At 41.4% G+C, this 18,359-nt stretch carries 21 protein-coding genes; 13 read left to right on the forward strand and 8 right to left on the reverse strand.

Annotated features, from left to right (window positions below; all coding sequences use genetic code 11):
* The first annotated feature begins 54 nt into the window (after window positions 1–54).
* From AACU32_RS10245 to AACU32_RS10260, 4 genes are all read left to right on the forward strand, one after another.
* The gene (locus tag AACU32_RS10245) at window positions 55–204 is read left to right on the forward strand and encodes a hypothetical protein (protein ID WP_339377735.1); all 150 of its coding nucleotides are present in this window, start codon (window positions 55–57) and stop codon (window positions 202–204) included.
* A 36-nt stretch (window positions 205–240) separates the two neighbouring features.
* Window positions 241–1,278, forward strand: coding sequence for an agmatinase SpeB (gene speB / locus AACU32_RS10250; protein WP_096599467.1), 1,038 nt, complete (start codon window positions 241–243; stop codon window positions 1,276–1,278).
* A 286-nt stretch (window positions 1,279–1,564) separates the two neighbouring features.
* A complete protein-coding gene (locus AACU32_RS10255) occupies window positions 1,565–2,656 on the forward strand; it encodes a glycosyltransferase family 4 protein (RefSeq protein WP_096599468.1) in 1,092 nt (363 codons plus the stop codon).
* Between the two features lie 1,081 nt (window positions 2,657–3,737).
* Window positions 3,738–4,907 (forward strand): GUN4 domain-containing protein, encoded by a 1,170-nt coding sequence (locus AACU32_RS10260; protein ID WP_339377736.1) that lies wholly within the window; start codon window positions 3,738–3,740, stop codon window positions 4,905–4,907.
* Between the two features lie 59 nt (window positions 4,908–4,966).
* Here the strand turns inward: AACU32_RS10260 and AACU32_RS10265 are convergent, their stop codons facing one another.
* Window positions 4,967–5,686 (reverse strand): transposase, encoded by a 720-nt coding sequence (locus AACU32_RS10265; RefSeq protein ID WP_096599470.1) that lies wholly within the window; start codon window positions 5,684–5,686, stop codon window positions 4,967–4,969.
* Window positions 5,687–6,256: 570 nt separating this feature from the next.
* Between AACU32_RS10265 and AACU32_RS10270 the strand changes: the two genes are divergently transcribed.
* From AACU32_RS10270 to AACU32_RS10295, 6 genes are all read left to right on the forward strand, one after another.
* Window positions 6,257–6,487, forward strand: a complete 231-nt coding sequence (locus tag AACU32_RS10270) for a type II toxin-antitoxin system Phd/YefM family antitoxin (protein WP_096599472.1) — start codon at window positions 6,257–6,259, stop codon at window positions 6,485–6,487.
* Between the two features lie 2 nt (window positions 6,488–6,489).
* Window positions 6,490–6,897, forward strand: a complete 408-nt coding sequence (locus tag AACU32_RS10275) for a type II toxin-antitoxin system VapC family toxin (protein ID WP_096599473.1) — start codon at window positions 6,490–6,492, stop codon at window positions 6,895–6,897.
* Entirely contained in the window at window positions 6,894–7,196 is a 303-nt protein-coding gene (locus AACU32_RS10280) for a hypothetical protein (protein ID WP_096599474.1), read from the forward strand. Before AACU32_RS10275 ends, AACU32_RS10280 begins: the two co-directional genes overlap by 4 nt.
* Entirely contained in the window at window positions 7,189–8,025 is an 837-nt protein-coding gene (locus AACU32_RS10285) for an endonuclease/exonuclease/phosphatase family protein (protein WP_096599475.1), read from the forward strand. Before AACU32_RS10280 ends, AACU32_RS10285 begins: the two co-directional genes overlap by 8 nt.
* Before the next feature lie 160 nt (window positions 8,026–8,185).
* The gene (gene cls / locus AACU32_RS10290) at window positions 8,186–9,628 is read left to right on the forward strand and encodes a cardiolipin synthase (protein ID WP_096599476.1); all 1,443 of its coding nucleotides are present in this window, start codon (window positions 8,186–8,188) and stop codon (window positions 9,626–9,628) included.
* 380 nt (window positions 9,629–10,008) lie between these two features.
* Window positions 10,009–11,046: an aldo/keto reductase gene (locus tag AACU32_RS10295; RefSeq protein WP_096599477.1), complete on the forward strand. Its 1,038-nt coding sequence runs from the start codon at window positions 10,009–10,011 to the stop codon at window positions 11,044–11,046.
* Between the two features lie 224 nt (window positions 11,047–11,270).
* Here the strand turns inward: AACU32_RS10295 and AACU32_RS10300 are convergent, their stop codons facing one another.
* The 5 genes from AACU32_RS10300 to ndhL form a co-directional block, all read right to left on the reverse strand.
* Entirely contained in the window at window positions 11,271–11,699 is a 429-nt protein-coding gene (locus AACU32_RS10300; RefSeq protein ID WP_096599478.1) for a hypothetical protein, read from the reverse strand.
* Window positions 11,700–12,160: 461 nt separating this feature from the next.
* The gene (locus AACU32_RS10305; RefSeq protein ID WP_096599479.1) at window positions 12,161–12,802 is read right to left on the reverse strand and encodes a heterocyst differentiation related protein; all 642 of its coding nucleotides are present in this window, start codon (window positions 12,800–12,802) and stop codon (window positions 12,161–12,163) included.
* Between the two features lie 267 nt (window positions 12,803–13,069).
* A complete protein-coding gene (gene trpA, locus AACU32_RS10310; protein ID WP_096599480.1) occupies window positions 13,070–13,870 on the reverse strand; it encodes a tryptophan synthase subunit alpha in 801 nt (266 codons plus the stop codon).
* A 72-nt stretch (window positions 13,871–13,942) separates the two neighbouring features.
* Complete coding sequence (locus AACU32_RS10315) at window positions 13,943–14,254, reverse strand: DUF3007 family protein (RefSeq protein ID WP_096599481.1); 312 nt, start codon at window positions 14,252–14,254, stop codon at window positions 13,943–13,945.
* A gap of 24 nt (window positions 14,255–14,278) precedes the next feature.
* Window positions 14,279–14,491, reverse strand: a complete 213-nt coding sequence (gene ndhL / locus AACU32_RS10320) for an NAD(P)H-quinone oxidoreductase subunit L (RefSeq protein WP_096599482.1) — start codon at window positions 14,489–14,491, stop codon at window positions 14,279–14,281.
* Window positions 14,492–14,746: 255 nt separating this feature from the next.
* Here ndhL and AACU32_RS10325 point away from each other — a divergent pair, with 255 nt between their 5' ends.
* Entirely contained in the window at window positions 14,747–14,869 is a 123-nt protein-coding gene (locus AACU32_RS10325) for a hypothetical protein (protein WP_339377738.1), read from the forward strand.
* Between the two features lie 592 nt (window positions 14,870–15,461).
* Here AACU32_RS10325 and AACU32_RS10330 read toward each other — a convergent pair.
* Entirely contained in the window at window positions 15,462–15,707 is a 246-nt protein-coding gene (locus AACU32_RS10330; protein WP_339377739.1) for a hypothetical protein, read from the reverse strand.
* Window positions 15,708–16,053: 346 nt separating this feature from the next.
* On the opposite strand from AACU32_RS10330, the gene AACU32_RS10335 reads away from it, so the two are divergent.
* Window positions 16,054–16,536: a hypothetical protein gene (locus AACU32_RS10335; RefSeq protein ID WP_096599483.1), complete on the forward strand. Its 483-nt coding sequence runs from the start codon at window positions 16,054–16,056 to the stop codon at window positions 16,534–16,536.
* Between the two features lie 69 nt (window positions 16,537–16,605).
* Window positions 16,606–17,475 carry a polyphosphate kinase 2 family protein gene (locus AACU32_RS10340; protein ID WP_096599484.1) on the forward strand — a complete coding sequence of 290 codons (870 nt, stop codon included), beginning with the start codon at window positions 16,606–16,608 and terminating at the stop codon, window positions 17,473–17,475.
* 304 nt (window positions 17,476–17,779) lie between these two features.
* On the opposite strand, the gene AACU32_RS10345 is transcribed toward AACU32_RS10340, so the two are convergent.
* Window positions 17,780–18,031: a hypothetical protein gene (locus tag AACU32_RS10345; protein WP_096599485.1), complete on the reverse strand. Its 252-nt coding sequence runs from the start codon at window positions 18,029–18,031 to the stop codon at window positions 17,780–17,782.
* Window positions 18,032–18,359 lie beyond the last annotated feature (328 nt).

Genomic DNA, 18,359 nt, shown 5'->3' on the forward strand with positions numbered 1-18,359 from the left:
ACTCTATCTTAAATCATGAATGTGCTGCGGTATTGCATCAACTATAAATCCGCTGTGTCAGATTATCGATTGCTTAATCTCCTACACCAAAATTATTGTCTGCGATCGCATCTTCAGAATGTGGGTAAAAATATTACCTCTATTTTCATTGCAGCATTGAAAACCCATCTCCAGAGCGTTAAGCTATTAAAGCTCGATGCCTAACATGGTTATTAGTGTTTTTTCACATCATCAGGTGTTATGACTAACCCAATCCTAGACTACAACCCCAGCGGCGTAGGTGAAATCAACGGTAACCTCTTAGGTTTACCCTTCGATTACGAGTCTGCAAACCTGATTGTGTTTGGCGTACCTTGGGAAGTCACAGTTTCCTACGGCGCAGGAACCGCCAATGGCCCGCAGCAGATTTTGGATGCATCTACCCAACTAGATTTGTTCGATTTCGATCATCCTGATGGCTGGAAACAAGGAATTTTTATGATGGAAATTCCCCAAGATATTTTAGAAAAAAATGAATACTATCGAGGTTTAGCCGCCAAAATTATCGATCGCCTCGTCCAAGGGAAAGCACTGACAGATACGCCTGATTTAACACCTGTGCTTACGGAAATTAATCAGGCTTCCCAACAGGTGAATCAATGGCTGTTTGAAAATTCTCAAAAAGCAATCAATGATGGTAAGCGAGTTGCAGTCATTGGTGGCGATCACAGTTCACCTTTAGGTTACTTTCAAGCATTAGCAGCAAAGTACCCAGATTATGGCATTTTACACATAGATGCCCACGCAGATTTACGGGATGCCTACGAAGGGTTTGAGTTTTCCCATGCGTCGATCATGTTCAATGCCATAAAAATACCGCAAATTTCCAAGTTAGTGCAGGTGGGTTTACGGGATATTTGCCATGATGAAGTGCAAATTATTAACCAATCAGGCGATCGCATTATTGCCTATTACGACCCAGCCATAAAACAAAAACTCTACTCAGGAACAACTTGGATTGATTTGTGTCAAGAAATTATCAGCCATTTGCCCGAATTCGTCCACATCAGCTTTGATGTCGATGGTTTAGATCCCAAACTCTGTCCAAATACAGGTACTCCTGTTCCTGGCGGTTTGGAGTTAGAACAAGCGTTTTGTCTGTTCCGAGAATTGGTGAAGAGTGGCAGAAAAATTATTGGCTTTGATGTCTGCGAAGTCGGTGATGCTGAGTGGGATGGCAATGTGGGGGCGCGAATTGTCTATAAATTGGCGAATTTCCTGGATTTATCTCAGCAATAAACCAGGCGATCGCGTTTATACACATACCCGCCTATATAACTCTTTACTCAGATAAAAAAAACTATCTTTAGATAGATGCGATTCGATTCTTGAGTCTGCCAGATTAAAAACATTAAAACCAATTCACACTCACTGGAGATGAGTTTTCGGTTCGGTTCACCTAAATAACGCAATTTGCGCCAACCAAGGTGACAGTCAATTGCAGATATCAAGGAAAAACAGTTTTCCTTTATCTGAAATATAAGTCCAAGTGACAAGGACTTTTGACCGCTGAACCCTACACATTATGAAAATCGCACAAATCGCACCCCTGTGGGAACAAGTTCCGCCTGTGACCTATGGTGGAACAGAGTTAGTCGTGAGTCGTTTGACCGATGAACTGGTACGCAGAGGTCACGAAGTCACGCTGTTCGCTTCTGGTGATTCCCAAACTCTAGCTCGTTTAGAAGCTGGGAGTCCTCGTGCATTACGCTTGGCTACAGATATCCAAGATCCAATGATGTACGACATCATGCACGTTGGTAATGTTTATCAACGGGCGAGCGAATTCGATATTATTCACTCCCACGTAGGGGTTTGGTCTTTGCCTTTGGCTAGTGTGGTCTCAACACCAACAGTGCATACCTTACACGGTATTTTTACCCGCGATAACAACAAAGTATTTAGGCAATATAGCACACAACCATATATCAGCATTAGTGATGCCCAACGGCTGTTAAACATTAATTATGTTTCTACAGTCTACAACGGTATCAGTGTTGAGAAGTTTCCGTTTTTTGCGGAGCCTCAAGATCCGCCATATTTGGCATTCTTAGGCCGCTTCTCACCCGAAAAAGGGCCACAACACGCGATCGCCATTGCCAAGCAGACCGGTTGGCGCTTGAAGATGGCTGGTAAAGTGGATGTGGTAGATAAGGAGTTTTTTGAAAAAGAAATTGCTCCCCATATCGATGGTAAACAAATCGAGTTTCTCGGTGAAGTTAACCACGGTCAAAAAGCCGAACTTTTGGGTAACGCAGCAATTACGCTGTTCCCCATCACCTGGTGCGAACCCTTTGGGTTGGTGATGGCGGAATCTATGGCGACGGGTACACCAGTCATCGCCATGAATATGGGTTCTGTATCCGAAGTAATTGCTAATGGCGAGACAGGTTATGTCTGCCAAAGTTACGATGAAATGGCGGCGATGATTCCCAAAGCCTTAAAACTCGATCGGAAAAAATGTCGCGAACACGTAGAAAACAAATTTAGCGTTACCCAAATGGTTGACGGCTATGAAGCAGTCTACGAAAAAATCGTTGGCGATCGCAACTTCCGTCATTGGTTCAATGCAGCAATCAGAAATTCTTTGGAATCTCTGACATCTTTGACCAAGTAATTGCTAATTCGTAATTCGTAATTATGAAAGTCCGACAGAATCTAGGTTTTAGGGCTTGAATTTGTAAATAGTCTACTGCTCCCTGTATATGGGAGCTTTTTTGTGGGAAAAGATATACTTGGGGCGATCGCAACTTATATGATGTCCGGTAAATAACTCTTAATTTGATACTAACTATATCTGCTACTTCGATCGGTTCTACCCTAATTAGCCATTAGCATATAGCTTAAGCTTAACCTGGACGAACGCACTTGCATTATAAATGAAAGTCCTCGTTTTGTCAATAAAAGTTCTAACCTTTTGAATAAAAGTTCCAACCTTTTGAATAAAAGTTCCAACCTTTTGAATAAAAGTTCCAACCTTTTGAATAAAAGTTCCAACCTTTTGAATAAAAGTTCCAACCTTTTGAATAAAAGTTCTAACCTTTTGAATAAAAGTTCCAACCTTTTGAATAAAAGTTCTAACCTTTTGAATAAAAGTCCTTGTTTTGTTAACCAACGATCGCAAATCTTGTCTGTTGGCTCAAAATTGCACGTAGGCATAGCCCGCACTTCGGCAGAGCTACCGTGACCATCGTAGACATCGCCTAGCCAGTGATTAAACAATCTTAGCGTAGAGATGCGATCGCGAATGATATCATATCCTTTCAAATAACCGTCATTGCGACCCTAGGGAAGCAATCCCAAAAAATTCCACAACCCCTGCGATTGCTTTGTTCCACTTCGTTGCACTCGCGGCGGACATATTAAGGGTAATTTGCCGGACATGGTATGAACTTGGGATAAGCCAGTATTACTTTTGTCATGCGGTAGGTTCCTGCGCGTCTACGTAATTTCCCAACCCTAGAGCGAGTTTGAAAACACGCCGTTTTGAAAGCCAAAACAAAGTACCAGAAAAAATCCGTATTATGCTGTTTTGGGGAATTCAGGCTGGCTTTATTGTATTCATAGTATTGAAATATCTAAAATTCACATTAGATAAGACAGTGTATAAGCAAACCCGATTTATCATTAATATCTAGCCAGAGTAGCAAAAGAATATTTGCATACTGAAATATTATGTCATACAACCCTGCCCTGCCATGAACGATGAAATTCCAGTCAAAACAATCTTAGTGTTGTCAGCCAATCCCAAAGGTACACAGCCACTACGTTTACATGAGGAAATCCGTGAAATTAAGGAAGGGTTGCAACTAGCGAAACAACGCGACAGATTTAAGATAGACTCGGCAGAAGCAGTACGCCACAGAGATATTTCCCGTTCTATACTGAATTTTGAACCCCAGATTGTCCATTTTTCCGGACATGGTGCAGGGGAACCAGGCTTAATATTTGAAGATAACACCGGACAACAGAAGCTAGTCGATGCAGAAGCATTAGCTGGATTATTTAAATTGTTCGCAGATAAAGTAGAGTGTGTATTACTTAATGCTTGCTATTCCAAGATTCAAGCTCAAGCCATTGCTCAACACATTAATTATGTTATCGGCATGAGTCAAGAAATTGGGGATAAAGCCGCTATTGAATTTGCCGTTGGTTTTTACGATGCTCTGGGGGCTGGAAGAGATTTTGAATTTGCATATAAATATGGTTGTCAAGTCATCCGCATGGCAGGGATTCAAGAGCATTTGACACCTCAACTGTTGAAAAAAGAAGATTGGCAGGGGAAAAGTATAAATACCACCTATGTACCCACTTCCCCCCCACCCGATGCTCGCACAACAGCCGAGAAGCAACGACAAAAACAGGAGACTAATGACCTGCCCTCTGAAAAGGGAGTAGACTACACCAAACTGCGCGACTTGCTAGCAGCAGGCAAGTGGAAAGATGCAGATCAGGAAACTCTAGTTGTGATGCTCCAAGCCACTGGCAGACAAAAAGAAGGCTATTTAGATTCCAAATCCATCGAAAACTTCCCTTGCACAGACTTACGCACTATTGACCAACTTTGGATACAATATAGCAAAGGGCTTTTTGGCTTCAGTGTGCAAAAGCGCATTTGGGAAAGCGTATCAAAGGACCACGAAAAGTTTGGCGATCGCGTCGGTTGGCGAAAAGGAATGTTCTTAAACAAAGAATGGCTCTCGTACTCCCAACTCACCTTCTCCCTCAATGCCCCCCAAGGGCATCTACCTAACGGAATACAAAACAGGTCGATTGATGGCGAGCATGGCAGAGTGGTACTCTTGTATGGGTTCGAGAGCAAGCGGATTCGGATTCTCGCGTCCAGACTTGAGACTTGTGAAGTTTAACATATAAGCCTTTCAGAAATTTTTTAAGATTTATAACACAAGCCATTCCCACGTAATCATCAACATTGTAGAAATCCGATACCTGGCACTGGGGGGTGATAGCAGTTCGCCTCAATGAATATCCTTGCTACCTCCTCTACTTCCATGCTTTCTGTAACTTTTTGTTTGTCCCAAGGTAACGTCATCTGTCCTGGGAAAGATTTTTTAGGTTTACCCTTTATCTGCATTCCTGCTAGCAAGCGACTACCCCAATGGTTCTTTTTTTCTGGTTTGGGTTTGGGGCGATATTTTTTACAAAAGCCTCGGTATTTAGCAGCACATTCATCCAGCGTTCTACCCAGTTGTAAAAAAGCTGGATGCCATTGAGTGATACCATCATTCCCTAACCTGTCGTGAACGCCATAATTGCTGAAATCATAGAAAAATCCCTGCTGTATTCCTGCGGCTTTTGGGTTAGCATGAATGTAACGTAGGGTATTTAATCCCCTTTTTGTGTCGGTGTTGGCAAAACCGCTGCTGTGATAACGCTTCTCCCAAAAATGTCCTGTACGGTTCAGCATCCGGTTAAAGCACATAGCGGTATACCAATTAAGCCAGTGCATTATTTTGGGCAAATCTGACCCTTGTGCGGGTTCTAGCAAGTAGTGTACATGATTGCTCATGATACAAAGAGCATAAAGCTTAAACCCATACTTTTGCTGTGCTTTTTTGATAGCGTAGAGAAACACTTCTCGACATTCTAAACGGGTGAGTCGAAATTCGCGGTTAGGGACTTCCAGAAATTAAATTATTCAATTTGGAGAGCGAAAACGATTGTGAAATTCTTCCTCCCCTGCTCCCCCTGCTTCCCCTGCTCCCCCTGCTCACCACAGCGATGGGATATTTTTTTAGTTGGAAGTCCCTTATTGCACCGGGTGGTGATGTGATAGGAGAATCCTGGTTGTAAATTGCGGGGATAACGAGGCATGAAAATTTTGGCTAGTTTGTCACAAAGTATAGATCCCCGACTGTTTGGAAAAGTTGGAGATCTGCGAGAGTCTGAGAGGTTGTTTGAAAAGTGGTTGGCTGTGATTTTAGGCACTAATCGATCCCCCCTAGCCCCCCTTAAAAAGGGGGGAAAACTTCTTAAAGTCCCCCTTTTTAAGGGGGATTTAGGGGGATCTAAAACGTTTTGCTACCCAAGACAGGACTTTTCAAACATCCTCTGAATGATAAATGGTGGAAAATACGATTCGCTATCATCAACGCATAAAAGCCAAGTCCCATACAATAATAAACAGGCAAGGGGGATGTAAACAATGCAAAGGTAAAATAGATGTGCGACAAATCCCCATCCCTCAGAAATTACTATGAAACAAATTACCCTTGCAGAACTTCCCGAAACCGTTCAAAACCTAATTAACCAAGCTCAAAAAACTGGTGAACCTCTCACTATCATCCAAAATGGTGTCCCCTTCGCCATCATATCCCCCATTCAAAAAAAATCCCTCCTGCAAACACTTTCTACCCTTGAACCATTAGACGAAGACTTTGCTGATGTGGACGAAGGATTATTACCATTAGATGATATTGAGTTTTAAACATGAGTTATTTATACTTGTTAGATACAAACATCATTTCCGAACTAATTAAAAATCCCAGAGGCGTGATATTTTCAAAAATCCAAAACGTCGGAGAAGATAGAGTTTGTACAAGTATTATCGTAGCTTGTGAATCAAGATTTGGAGCCAAAAAAAAGAACTCTCAAAAACTCATAGAAAGACTTGAAATTATCTTGGCTAGTATTGAAATACTACCCCTAACTCATCCCGTAGAGCAATATTACGCTCTAATCCGCACAGATTTAGAACAGCAAGGTAAACCGATTGGCGGTAATGACTTATTAATTGCTGCCCATTGCTTAAGCCTTGGTCTAACTCTCGTCACCAATAATGTGCGTGAATTTTCCCGCGTTTCTAATTTAAAAGTAGAAAACTGGCTCAAACAGTGAGTTATTCCGCTGAGGAATTAGCGCAGGAAATTGGTGGCTGGGTGGAGGGTGTGACTGAAGGTGGTTACTGGATTGTCACAACACATCTATTTGCGATCTTTGCTATCCGGTTTTTAGTCATTCAACAGGGACAACCTCCTTTGGAAGCGATCGCACTTTTCCTTGGTACAATCGTACTTCCCTGGAGATTATTGTTGCAGCGAATTATATATTGTTTAACCGAATTATTTCTCTACACCATCCCAGTAAAATTTAGAGTTAAGCTATGTAAAGTCCAGGTAGCTGTAAAAAATGGTTGATCTCAAAGAGAAAGTAGACATCCTTGCCAGAAAATTCGTTCCTTCCTATCGATTTCTGCGCACCCAAGAATCCACAATCGATCGCAGCCATATACTGCAAACAGAACTGAATGCTTTTTCAATTAAAGTCCTAAACTGGAACATCGCCAAGAAAAGTTATGACAAGAATTGGGTGCGAGATTTTTTAATCATCCTAGAGCAATATCAACCAGACTTAATTTTTCTTCAAGAATTCCGTCTAGATATAGATGCAGAAAATCTGGTGGAATTGGTAAATATGAGTTGGAACTTTGCGCCTAACTTTATTGATGCTCATCATCAAAGTTATGCGGGCATTTTAACAGCAGCTAAAATCAGCCCGCTGCATAAAAGAGCTATCATTACTAAACATTATGAACCAATTATTAAAACTCCTAAAGTCTCGCTCATGGCTGAATATCCCTTATCTAATAACAAAGACAGTCTCTTAACTATCAATAGTCACTTAATAAATTTCGTCAATATTCATAAATTTAAAACCCAATTGCATGAATTAGAGCTAGCACTATCTACCCATAAAGGGCCAATTATCTTTTCGGGAGATTTCAACACCTGGAGTCGCAAAAGAGCCTTACTTCTTTATAAAGTAGCTACGCGATTGGGATTAATGCCAGTGGCTTTTGCACCGCACCACAGTAAGAACATTAAACGCTTCCTCTTATCACCGCCGCTAGACTATATATTTTATCGCGGACTCAAGGAAAACAAAGCCAGTGCTAAGGTACTAGAACATATTTATTCATCAGATCACAAGCCATTATTGGCAGAATTTTCTTATATTAATACTTAATAAAAAACTCCACCCCCTTGTGAATGGAGTTTTCGTCAGTTGTAAGTGGCAAAAACGCCTAAAAACCACGCCACTTGTGGGATGGGGTATTAGACTCCTTCCAAAAACAACTGATAACTGACAACTGACAAATGACACGCGAAGCGCAATAAAATTACAAATGTTAATAGATAGTAGTGCCATAACTATTTATAGTGCGGCGACAGTTTTTGTTCATGCTTTAGGAGTCGCCCATGCAGCCCATGCAGTGATGACAGTGCGTTCTTCTCAAGGTGCGATCGCCTGGGGAATTTCCTTAATCACTTTTCCTTGGTTAGCTATTCCCTTATATTGGGTTCTAGGCAGAACTAAATTTCATGGATATGCTGAAGCTTTGCGCTCAGTTTACGAACAACACTATCAACTAGCTCGTCAAACCTACAATGATATTGCCCAATTTCAAGTGGCACTACCAGACAAGTTAGCACAGTTGCAACCATTAGCTAAGGCGTTTACCGGAATTCCCTTCACATCAGGTAATGCAGCCGAATTGCTGATTAATGGTCAAAAAACTTATGAAGCAATGTTAAGTGCGATCGCCTTCGCCACCAATTATATTTTGCTGCAATCATACATCGTTAATGATGACCAAGCTGGTGAAGAATTCAAACAAGCATTAATTGACAAAGCCAAGCAAGGAGTAAAAATCTACTTTCTCTACGATGAAATCGGTTCTAACAAACTATCTCGCGTCTATCTCCAGTCTCTATGCAAACATGGTATTCAAGTCAGTGCATTCCACACCACCAGAGGTAAAGGTAATCGCTTTCAACTCAACTTTCGCAATCATCGCAAGATTTTAGTAGTAGATGGTGAAATCGGATTTGTCGGCGGTTTGAATATTGGTGACGAATATTTAGGCAAAAATCCCCGCCTCAGTCCTTGGCGTGACACCCACATGAAACTACAAGGGCCCACAGTCCAAAGTTTACAAGCTTCATTTATGCAAGATTGGTACTGGGCGACGCGAAAATTTATTGACGTAAACTGGGAAATAAAACCTAACCGAGAAGCCAATCAAAGCGCGTTTGTTTTACCTACAGGCCCCGCAGATAAACACAAAGCTTGTAACCTGTTCTTTGTGAATGCAATCAATGAAGCCCAAACCCGCCTGTGGATTGCTACTCCTTACTTTGTACCTGATGACGCAACTTTAACAGCCTTAAAATTAGCTGCAATGCGCGGTGTAGATGTGCGCATTCTCTTACCAAATCGCCCCGATCATTTATTTGTTTACCTCTGTTCTTTTTCCTACTATAGCGAAATGGACGCGATCGGCATCAAATTATATCGTTATAAACAGGGATTTATGCATCAAAAAATCATCCTCATTGATGAAGATATAGCAGGAGTAGGCACAGTGAATTTAGATAATCGCTCATTTTTCCTCAACTTTGAAGTCATGGGTTTTGTAGCCGCACCGAAATTTGTAGAAAGTGTAGAGAAAATGTTAGAGGATGATTTAGCGGTTTCCGTTACAGTTAATTTTTCTGAATATCAAAAAAAACCGCTATGGTTTAAGTTAGCTGTGAGAATTTCTCGGTTGTTGATGCCATTGTTATAAAAGGTAGAAGTCCATCGCTTTCCCATTGAATTTTGAAATTAGGGACTTATACCAATCTACAGCAGTTTTCAAGTAGTTGAACCACACTCTCAGGGCACAGCACTGCTGTGCCCTCTAGAATATATTGATGTGTCGCAAACATTATTTGAATTGGTATTACAAGTAAAAAAATATTCCCGAAGCGATTGTTGACTTTTCACAGTCAACATTCAACAGTCAACGGTCAACAAATTTCAGCGGAATAATTTATTTTTTGGATATCCCTTACCATACATACCTCTACTTCACTGGTATTTTATCTCAACAGTTAGATGTACCTCGTTTTGCATCATGTAACGCTATGAGAGCGAGTAGTGATAACGTTTGGGAAAGATAAATTTGTGGATATCAGCAGACGGGATTTATTCAAAGTAATTTCTACTTCCGGTTTGGTTGCAGTCGGATTAGCAGGTGCAGAAGCTTTGTTCTCAGAAGTCTCAGCCCAAAATAAACCAACTTCCACTCAGACAAGAAGCGGCGAAATGATTTACAGAACCTTAGGACGCACAGGCGAAAAAGTATCTGTCATCGGTTTAGGTGGTCACCATATTGGACGACCAAAAGAAGAAGAAGAAGGTATCCGCCTCGTCCGCACTGCCATTGATCGTGGTATCAATTTCATGGATAACAGCTGGGACTACCATAACGGCGGTAGCGAAGTTCGCATGGGGAAAGCCCTCAAAGACGGTTACCGACAAAAGGCTTTTTTGATGACGAAGATAGACGGACGAACTAAAGAAGCAGCTACTAAGCAAATTAACGATTCTCTCCAACGGTTGCAGACAGACCGGATTGATTTGCTACAGCATCATGAAATCATCCGTATGGAAGACCCAGACCGGGTATTTGCTCCTGGTGGCGCAATGGAGGCTGTATTAGAGGCACAAAAAGCTGGTAAAGTTCGCTACATTGGCTTTACTGGACACAAAGATCCTCTAGTGCATTTAAGGATGCTAGAAGTTGCAGCGCAAAATAACTTCCGTTTCGACACAGTACAGATGCCATTAAATGTCATGGATGCCCACTTCCGGAGTTTTGAACGTCAAGTTTTACCCAGACTTGTAAAAGATGAAATTGGTGTTTTGGGTATGAAATCAATGGGCGATCAAAATATTCTTAAGAGTAATACAGTCAAACCCATTGAATGTCTCCACTACGCTATGAATTTGCCTACTTCAACGGTAATTACAGGCATTGAAAGTATGGAAATTCTCAACCAAGCGTTTGAGGCAATACGCACTTTTCAACCGATGAGCCAACAACAAGTCAGGGAACTATTAAATCGTACTCGTGAAGTGGCATTAAAAGGTCAGTATGAACCATTTAAAACTTCTAGTCAATTTGATAGTACAGCGAAGAATCCTGAGTGGTTAGGTTAACAATGTTTACCTGAAGTAGGGGCGGGTTGATTAATCAACCCGCCCCTACTACTAGTCTGTCAATTTTGTTTTGAGAGATTTTTGGTAGTGTGTTCGCGTAGCGTGTCCGCAGGACAAACGTCTCGCTCACACGGGCTTTCCGGCCCGCACTACAATCCATCACCTTTATTTTGACAGACTAATAATTTTGCGATATTGCTAATTGCAATTACACTATTTGAGATTTAGCGTTGTACTGTGTTAGAGATATCTCTACCTGCTTTGGCAGCACTATTCTTGACACCACCAGCAGTTTCCTTAGCACCTTCTACATAGCCCGAGCCAAATTCTTTCAAAGCTTCTGCTGATTGTTGGCCAATCCGTTGCAATCGTTCACCAGGAGCGCCTTTTGTTTCACGAGCTTCTTTATTCCATTGACCTGTTGTTTTGGGTCTTTGAGCATCATTTTCGTTTACTCTTTCACGAACTTGTTCACGCAATTCTCTACTACTGCGTCCAGAATCGTCACGGAACTGTGTGCTATTGCGTCCATAATCAACATTGGTGGTTAGTACGATCAAACCCACTAGGACAACAGATAAAAAACGCTTTACTTGAAATCCTTGAAACAAAGAACTGATCTGAGCGATCGCATTAGAAATCAAATTTTTCATGCCAATATTCCCTTGGTAAATTCTCGATGATTTACAGAGTTTCGAGATATCATTGGCTCACTCCAAATTTAGCTAATCCCATGAAAAACTACAGTCAGTTTCTCTGGGAAATTAACCTAAGCAATGGAGTTATAGATTAAGTAATAAAATATGGTATATTACAACCTATTTTGCCGCCAATTGTCTCTTTTGATTACAAATTAAGACTAACTGGAAAAAATTATTAATCCCTCTAACAAAAGTCAGAGTTTGCTAAAAAATCAGTTTTATAAATCACTCAACGAGGTATGAAAATCTCTCTTAAGAGTTAACAGTCAACAGTCAACAGTCAACATATGTGTATATAAAAATACTCACATCTGTTTTCATTTCTGAAATAAAAATGCGAGTTGTCTTAATTGTATTATTCAATAGTCAATACAGAGGTAGTTGCCAACCCTAGTAACCACTATAGTTTGCTGTTAATGTACATCGTCATATTCTGCTGTTTCCACTCGTCTTGCTTCCATGCGAGGGGGTAAGAACTCAGCACGACGTACAGGAACTAACGGCGGTGTCGGCCCTTGGTAGGGGTGAATTACTTGTACAGTCCGGCCAGAGCGCTGTTTTGGTGAAAACAAAGCCAATACCCCAGCGACGACAACGCCACCGCCAATGGTTAGAGTCATACCCCCTACCGCCCAAACTATAGGTGAAGACCACCAAGGTGTTTGAGGTTGTAAAGCGTTTTTCTGATTATTTTGTTGCGCGAATTGCAGTTGTTGTTGCTGCTGGTTGTAACTTTGGAATTGCCACTGGAGTTGTTGATTTTGCGTTCTCAACTGCTCGTTATCGGTTTTTAAACGCGCCATCTCCGACTTTAGGGTTTCCAGTTCAGCCCGCTGATCTGAATTGGGAGCAGTGGGGGGCTGATTATTGGGATACATCGGTTGCCCATAGGGATATTGGGGCGGCATCACCTGGGGCGCTACTACTGTAGCCGGCATTTGTGGGGTGACCGCAAAATTAGGTTGTAGAGAATTATTACCTGCCCCTTTGAGCAATACTAGAGCCGCTAGACCAGCTACGGCGACTCCGCCGATAAATGCCATACTCTCACTCATCGCCTAAGCCCCTCAACTGCGACGTAATAATTATCATTTTTAACTTACTCACTCTCACACTCATAATGTTTTCGTCTACTTCACTTCAACATAATACCCAAAGTATCAGCGATGTTAATAGCCAGTTTTAGCACAGCATGATATCTGCTGCTCATATTCCATATTATATCTGTTAAATTATCTACCAATCCTAGCCAAAAAAACTACACTGTTATATATTTTTAAACTACTTTGCCGATCTCATCAATACTGGTATAAATACTAGTGTTACTTCGTCTTGAGATCTGCTTTGAGACTTTGACAAAATTCGGCGATCGCATTTAACCCTTCGTCGGGTGTACCTTCTGCTAACCGTTTCACAAAAGCGCTGCCGACGATTGCGGCATCTGCACCCCAATCTCTTACCTGACGCGCTTGTGCTACTTGGGAAATACCAAAGCCTACACCAATAGGCTTATCTGTAAAACTACGTATTTCTTTTAGTAAATCCGCAACTCGCGTTTCTATCTGCGCTCTCATGCCAGTGACACCAGTAACACTGACTAAATAGATAAATCCTTGGGAGGCGCGAGCGATCGCTTCTATTCTTTCGGCTGAACTGGTGGGCGCTACCAACAAAGTTAAGTCAATTCCCATCTCGCTTGCTGGTTGGAGTAACACAGAAGCTTCTTCTAAAGGTAAATCCGGTACTACCAAACCTGCTACCCCAGCCGCCGCAATTTGTTGAAGAAACTTGTCAATCCCCCGGTGCAAAATCGGGTTGTAATAAGTAAACAGGACGATGGGCGCTTTTAAATCAGGAGTAGTTGCTTGCAACATTTCCAGTACACTATCCAGCGTGGTTCCCCGTTCTAGGGCGCGAGTAGCAGCGGCTTGAATTACTGGCCCATCTGCCAATGGATCGGAGTAGGGAACCCCTAGTTCAATAATGTCTGCCCCACTGCGATCTAGAATTCGCAATGCTGCTGCTGTTGTTTCTAAATCTGGATCGCCAGCTGTAATAAACGGAATCAGCGCACACTCTTTATTGCGTCCTAGAGTTTCAAAGCAGTCGGAAATGGCAGTCATTGGTCAAGATTCAAGAGTCAGTTGTCATATCCTACCAAACAACGGACACCGAACCAACGACCAATGAGTACTCTAAAGCTGAGTTTGTTTTTCCTCTTCAATTTCCGCTTGAATTTTGGCTAGTTCTTCGGGAGTCAGTTCGTCCAGCCGCTTTTGGAAAAACGCTTGTTCATAATCTTCGCGCTGTTGATGGTAGGTCATGTTTTTACCCACCGCACGGAAAACATAGGTAGCTAGCCAGCCTAGCAAACCACTGACTAGCAAGACTTGGCTCCATATCCCAGCTTGTTGACCATCTAAACCTACTAGCTGCAAGCCTAGATATCCTATGCCTCCAGCAACAAAAACGCCAAAGCCGATTCCTATAGCATCAATGCGTCGCATGAGAATTATGACCTACCAATCTTGTTAAACTTCAATTTGTCGCCGCTGGGGTCGAATATTTACAAATGGCGATAAAACCAACAATCCGGGAAAGAAGAAGAACACCAGAAAGTACATAAAGGTACGCTCTACAGAACTAGCTACATACCAGCGCAGCTTGAGGTAGAACAGCACAGCCACGGGAATGACTAACAAGTAAGCTCCAGCCAAAGCTAGATACAGCAGGGCTACAATCATAATTTTTCTTCTGAGATAGACAACAAGGTTGATGACATCTATCTTCCATCATAGGCTGAATGCCTAGACTCAGGGAAGTAGGGGAATTGGGAATTGGGCATTGGGAATTGGGCATTGGGCAGAAAATTTTTCTGGGATTGGCATCAATTTACTATTTGCGCTTGCAATTAATTATTTGATGTGTTACCTTTGTTGAGGCTTTTGTGAAGAAGGTCAAAGCTACCCAATATTAAATAAATGGGGATGCTAATTTAGGTGGCGATCGCCAAAAAGACTTCAAAAGCTGCAAAGCGATCGCAAAATACTGTTGCTAGTTCAACAAGTATTTGGCACAGCCACCAAAGCAGTAAAATTGCTGTTTGTGAACAAAATTTTTAAATCTAGTTGCACAAAAAACGCAATTAATGCTAAACTAAAAGACGGTGTATTTGGTTTATCTAAATATATCTAACTCCTAACTAAACATTAGGGGGGTGTGGCGGAATGGTAGACGCTACGGACTTAGAAAACTGAGCCTTGATAGAGAAATCTTTCAAGTGGAAGCTCTCAAACTCAGGGAAACCTAAATCTGGACACAGACATGGCAATCCTGAGCCAAGCCCAAAAATTAGAGATTTTTAATTTTTGATTGAATCCCAATCAAAAATCAAAAGTCTAAAATTGCGGGAAGGTGCAGAGACCCGACGGGAGCTACCCTAACGTTAAGTCGAGGGTAAAGGGAGAGTCCAATTCTCAAAGCCGAAAGTTGCGAAAACTATTAGGCAGTAGTGAAAACTGCGGGAGAATGAAAATCCGTTGATCGTAAAAGGTCGTGTGGGTTCAAGTCCCTCCACCCCCATAAACAAATTAAATTTTTAGTCTTTTGTGTCAGGTTGTTGTACCTGACAGTGACTAATTATTTATCATATTTGCGCAAAAAAGCGCTGATTATTTACTGTATCACAAAGTCGGTGTAGCACTGGCTATGATTTCAGCGCCGGAATGCAACAGGCGATCGCAACTGGTGAAATAATTGATGTACCTTTACTTTGATGATGTGCGATCGCCTGATTTCCCTCTGCGATACCCTAGAAGCCAAACTAAAATAAGGACGAGACAGTAGCGAGAAACTGATGGAAGTCGCAGCAAAGCAGGTGTTAACAGCCTGATAACATCCTTGCGTTTCGGATTCAATCAGCTTGCAGGCGATCGCAAAATCAGTGTATTGTCTGTTCACGAGGAAAATATCCTCATTAATGGAGTTCAAAGACTCATTGACGAAGTTATTTTTTACAGTATTTTTTACGTATTTGAACCACATCTACCGTAGGGGCACAGCAATGCTGTGCCCTCAGAGCGTGGTATCTTTACAGGAAGATGCTGTAAGTTTGCATTCTTGTGTTACCTGAAATTGCAACTAAGGATCGCCTGAACAACCTTTGCAACTGGTAGAGGAAATGGCGTTAGCAGAACTTTTCCGGGACAAACAATCACCTTTTGTGCGAGCGATCGTATCTATTTGCAGAACGCCGCAGTGATTCGCTAGGCTAATGATATTCTAGTTATTCTGAGGCTTGCTGTGTATGGATGTTGAAGCCAAAGCGACTGCTACAACTGCTACAGATAGTGTGGAATTGCCATCTACTAATACTCGTAAACCCTTGGAATTGCTGCGAGATACTGAGGCTTTACTACGTCGTCCTGCTGTCGCCAAACTCGTGCCGATTTTACCACCCAAGTTGAGTAAAAAATTACAAACAGCCTCATCTGTAGCTGAGGAATCTTTAAATGAACTAGCAGAAATTAACTTAGAAGAAATCGGTGACTTTGATTTGCGTCCTGCAAGGATTCGTGTAGGTTTAAGCTTTGTTGGTTTTGGTGCGTTGATGATACTGATATTGTTGCTGCACTTGAAGACCTTAAATCTACAATTTCATTCAGTTGAACAAATGCAGAGATTTTGGTATCAATATGTGTGGTTTGTTTGCTTGGGTGTGGCGGGAATGTTTATCTTAGGTAGAGAAACCATGCGTCCAATCCGCAAACGGCGAAAATTACCAAAATAATTGGCTAATTTTAATAATTTAATACTGCCAAATGTGGCTGGGTACATATACCTTGAGGAGCCATTTTATATGAATCATGACGCTTTTATTGTTAAACCAGGAGCGAAGATTTCTTTACAAAAGCAATACGACCCAGCCTATAAAGCTGATTATCAGCAAAAAAGTGACGCTGAAGGCAAACTACAAGCAGATATTCAAAGATTAGCTTATTACCAAGATATTCTCTACGCCCAAAATACCTATGCATTGCTGATTATTTTTCAGGCAATGGATGCTGCTGGTAAAGACAGTACAATTAAACATGTGATGTCTGGTGTCAATCCTCAAGGTTGTCAAGTATTTAGTTTTAAATCACCAAGTGCAGAAGAATTAGACCATGACTACCTTTGGCGTTCAATGAAGGCTTTACCAGAACGTGGTCGGATTGGCATATTTAACCGCTCATACTATGAAGAAGTATTAGTAGTGCGTGTACATCCGGGAATTCTCCAAAACCAGCAACTTCCTCATTTTCCTAAAGAAAATCATATCTGGCAACAGCGTTTTGAAGAAATCAACAATTTTGAAAAATACTTAGTAAATAATGGTATTATTATTCTGAAATTTTTTCTGAATGTTTCTAAAGCCGAACAGAAAAAACGCTTTTTAGCCCGGATTGAATCCCCAGAAAAACATTGGAAATTTTCCGCCAATGATGTGCGTGAACGAGCTTTTTGGGATGATTATATGAGTGCTTATGAAGAGACTTTTCGCCATACTAGCACTGAATGGGCACCTTGGTATATTATTCCAGCCGATCGCAAATGGTTTACACGCCTTACAGTTGCAGATATTATTTGCACAAAATTACAAGCATTGAATCTGAAATACCCGACTGTAAGTGAAGAACATCAGCAACAACTTTTACAGGCCAAGCAAATGTTGGAAAGCGAAGATTAATTTATTAGTCAATAGTCAATGGTCAATGGTCAATGGTCAATAGTCAATAGTCAATAGTTAATAGTTAATACGGACATTTCTCACGCTCAAACACTTACCCGACCCCTTAATCCCCTCCCCTTACTAAGGGGAGGGGAAGTTTTGCGTTAGCAAAGCTGGGGTGGGGTGACGCGGATCGTAATGGTAAGTGAGTTAACTTATAGTTAATGGTCAACAAATTATCGACTTTCGACTATTGACTATTGACTATTGACCTTAGTCTTATTTTATTTGAAAATCGCACAAAATCTTTTCAGATAGTTCTTTAAGCGGGGATATCTTGTATACCTATCCACCCGCTTCTTCTGAGGCGTTTATTTTTAGCAAACTCAGCATTAGTATTTTTGCGCTGCGACAGGATTGTAGGTAAATCCTCCACTACCTCTTCTAAGAATGAACTAGTATTTCTTTCCCCTAATACTGGCATTTCTTGCCAACAGTGGCGGCAAAACCAGTATACGTCAGAACCGCGTAGATGTTGCAGCATTAAGTTAGAACAGCAAGGACAGTAACTCATATTCCGGAAATCCTTTTAATAAAACAGATTGAAAAATATAGATAGTGGGAATAAAAAAACACTCTTGATGACTACACGATAATTTTGAAATGTGAGGATCTTGTGAGGAAAGTTATGTTTTTTACTGTTTATTCATACTTTTATACATTTCGTAATACTTCACTCAAATGTGTGACCAGTGCGTAAGCTTATTCAAAAAAAACTGTAGGGCTTCCTTGTGCTACTGTGTCTCGGCTGTTTAAGAAGCGTGAATTTGATCAACTATTTCCTCACAAGATCCTCAAATTATCTTCGTATAAACATAAGTGTGGGGCTGAGGAGCAGAAAA

It is taken from the genome of Calothrix sp. NIES-2100, from assembly GCF_963875285.1.
Taxonomy (GTDB): domain Bacteria; phylum Cyanobacteriota; class Cyanobacteriia; order Cyanobacteriales; family Nostocaceae; genus Aulosira.

Bases quoted from the DNA above. Each gene is read 5' to 3' on its own strand.
- trpA (WP_096599480.1), bottom strand. From the start codon at position 13,870: ATGACTGCCATTTCCGACTGCTTTGAAACTCTAGGACGCAATAAAGAG.
- ndhL (WP_096599482.1), bottom strand. From the start codon at position 14,491: ATGATTGTAGCCCTGCTGTATCTAGCTTTGGCTGGAGCTTACTTGTTA.
- AACU32_RS10305 (WP_096599479.1), bottom strand. From the start codon at position 12,802: ATGAGTGAGAGTATGGCATTTATCGGCGGAGTCGCCGTAGCTGGTCTA.
- AACU32_RS10270 (WP_096599472.1), top strand. From the start codon at position 6,257: ATGAAACAAATTACCCTTGCAGAACTTCCCGAAACCGTTCAAAACCTA.
- AACU32_RS10335 (WP_096599483.1), top strand. From the start codon at position 16,054: ATGGATGTTGAAGCCAAAGCGACTGCTACAACTGCTACAGATAGTGTG.
- AACU32_RS10275 (WP_096599473.1), top strand. From the start codon at position 6,490: ATGAGTTATTTATACTTGTTAGATACAAACATCATTTCCGAACTAATT.
- AACU32_RS10285 (WP_096599475.1), top strand. From the start codon at position 7,189: ATGGTTGATCTCAAAGAGAAAGTAGACATCCTTGCCAGAAAATTCGTT.
- cls (WP_096599476.1), top strand. From the start codon at position 8,186: ATGTTAATAGATAGTAGTGCCATAACTATTTATAGTGCGGCGACAGTT.
- AACU32_RS10315 (WP_096599481.1), bottom strand. From the start codon at position 14,254: ATGCGACGCATTGATGCTATAGGAATCGGCTTTGGCGTTTTTGTTGCT.
- AACU32_RS10300 (WP_096599478.1), bottom strand. From the start codon at position 11,699: ATGAAAAATTTGATTTCTAATGCGATCGCTCAGATCAGTTCTTTGTTT.
- speB (WP_096599467.1), top strand. From the start codon at position 241: ATGACTAACCCAATCCTAGACTACAACCCCAGCGGCGTAGGTGAAATC.
- AACU32_RS10345 (WP_096599485.1), bottom strand. From the start codon at position 18,031: ATGAGTTACTGTCCTTGCTGTTCTAACTTAATGCTGCAACATCTACGC.
- AACU32_RS10340 (WP_096599484.1), top strand. From the start codon at position 16,606: ATGAATCATGACGCTTTTATTGTTAAACCAGGAGCGAAGATTTCTTTA.
- AACU32_RS10260 (WP_339377736.1), top strand. From the start codon at position 3,738: ATGAACGATGAAATTCCAGTCAAAACAATCTTAGTGTTGTCAGCCAAT.
- AACU32_RS10255 (WP_096599468.1), top strand. From the start codon at position 1,565: ATGAAAATCGCACAAATCGCACCCCTGTGGGAACAAGTTCCGCCTGTG.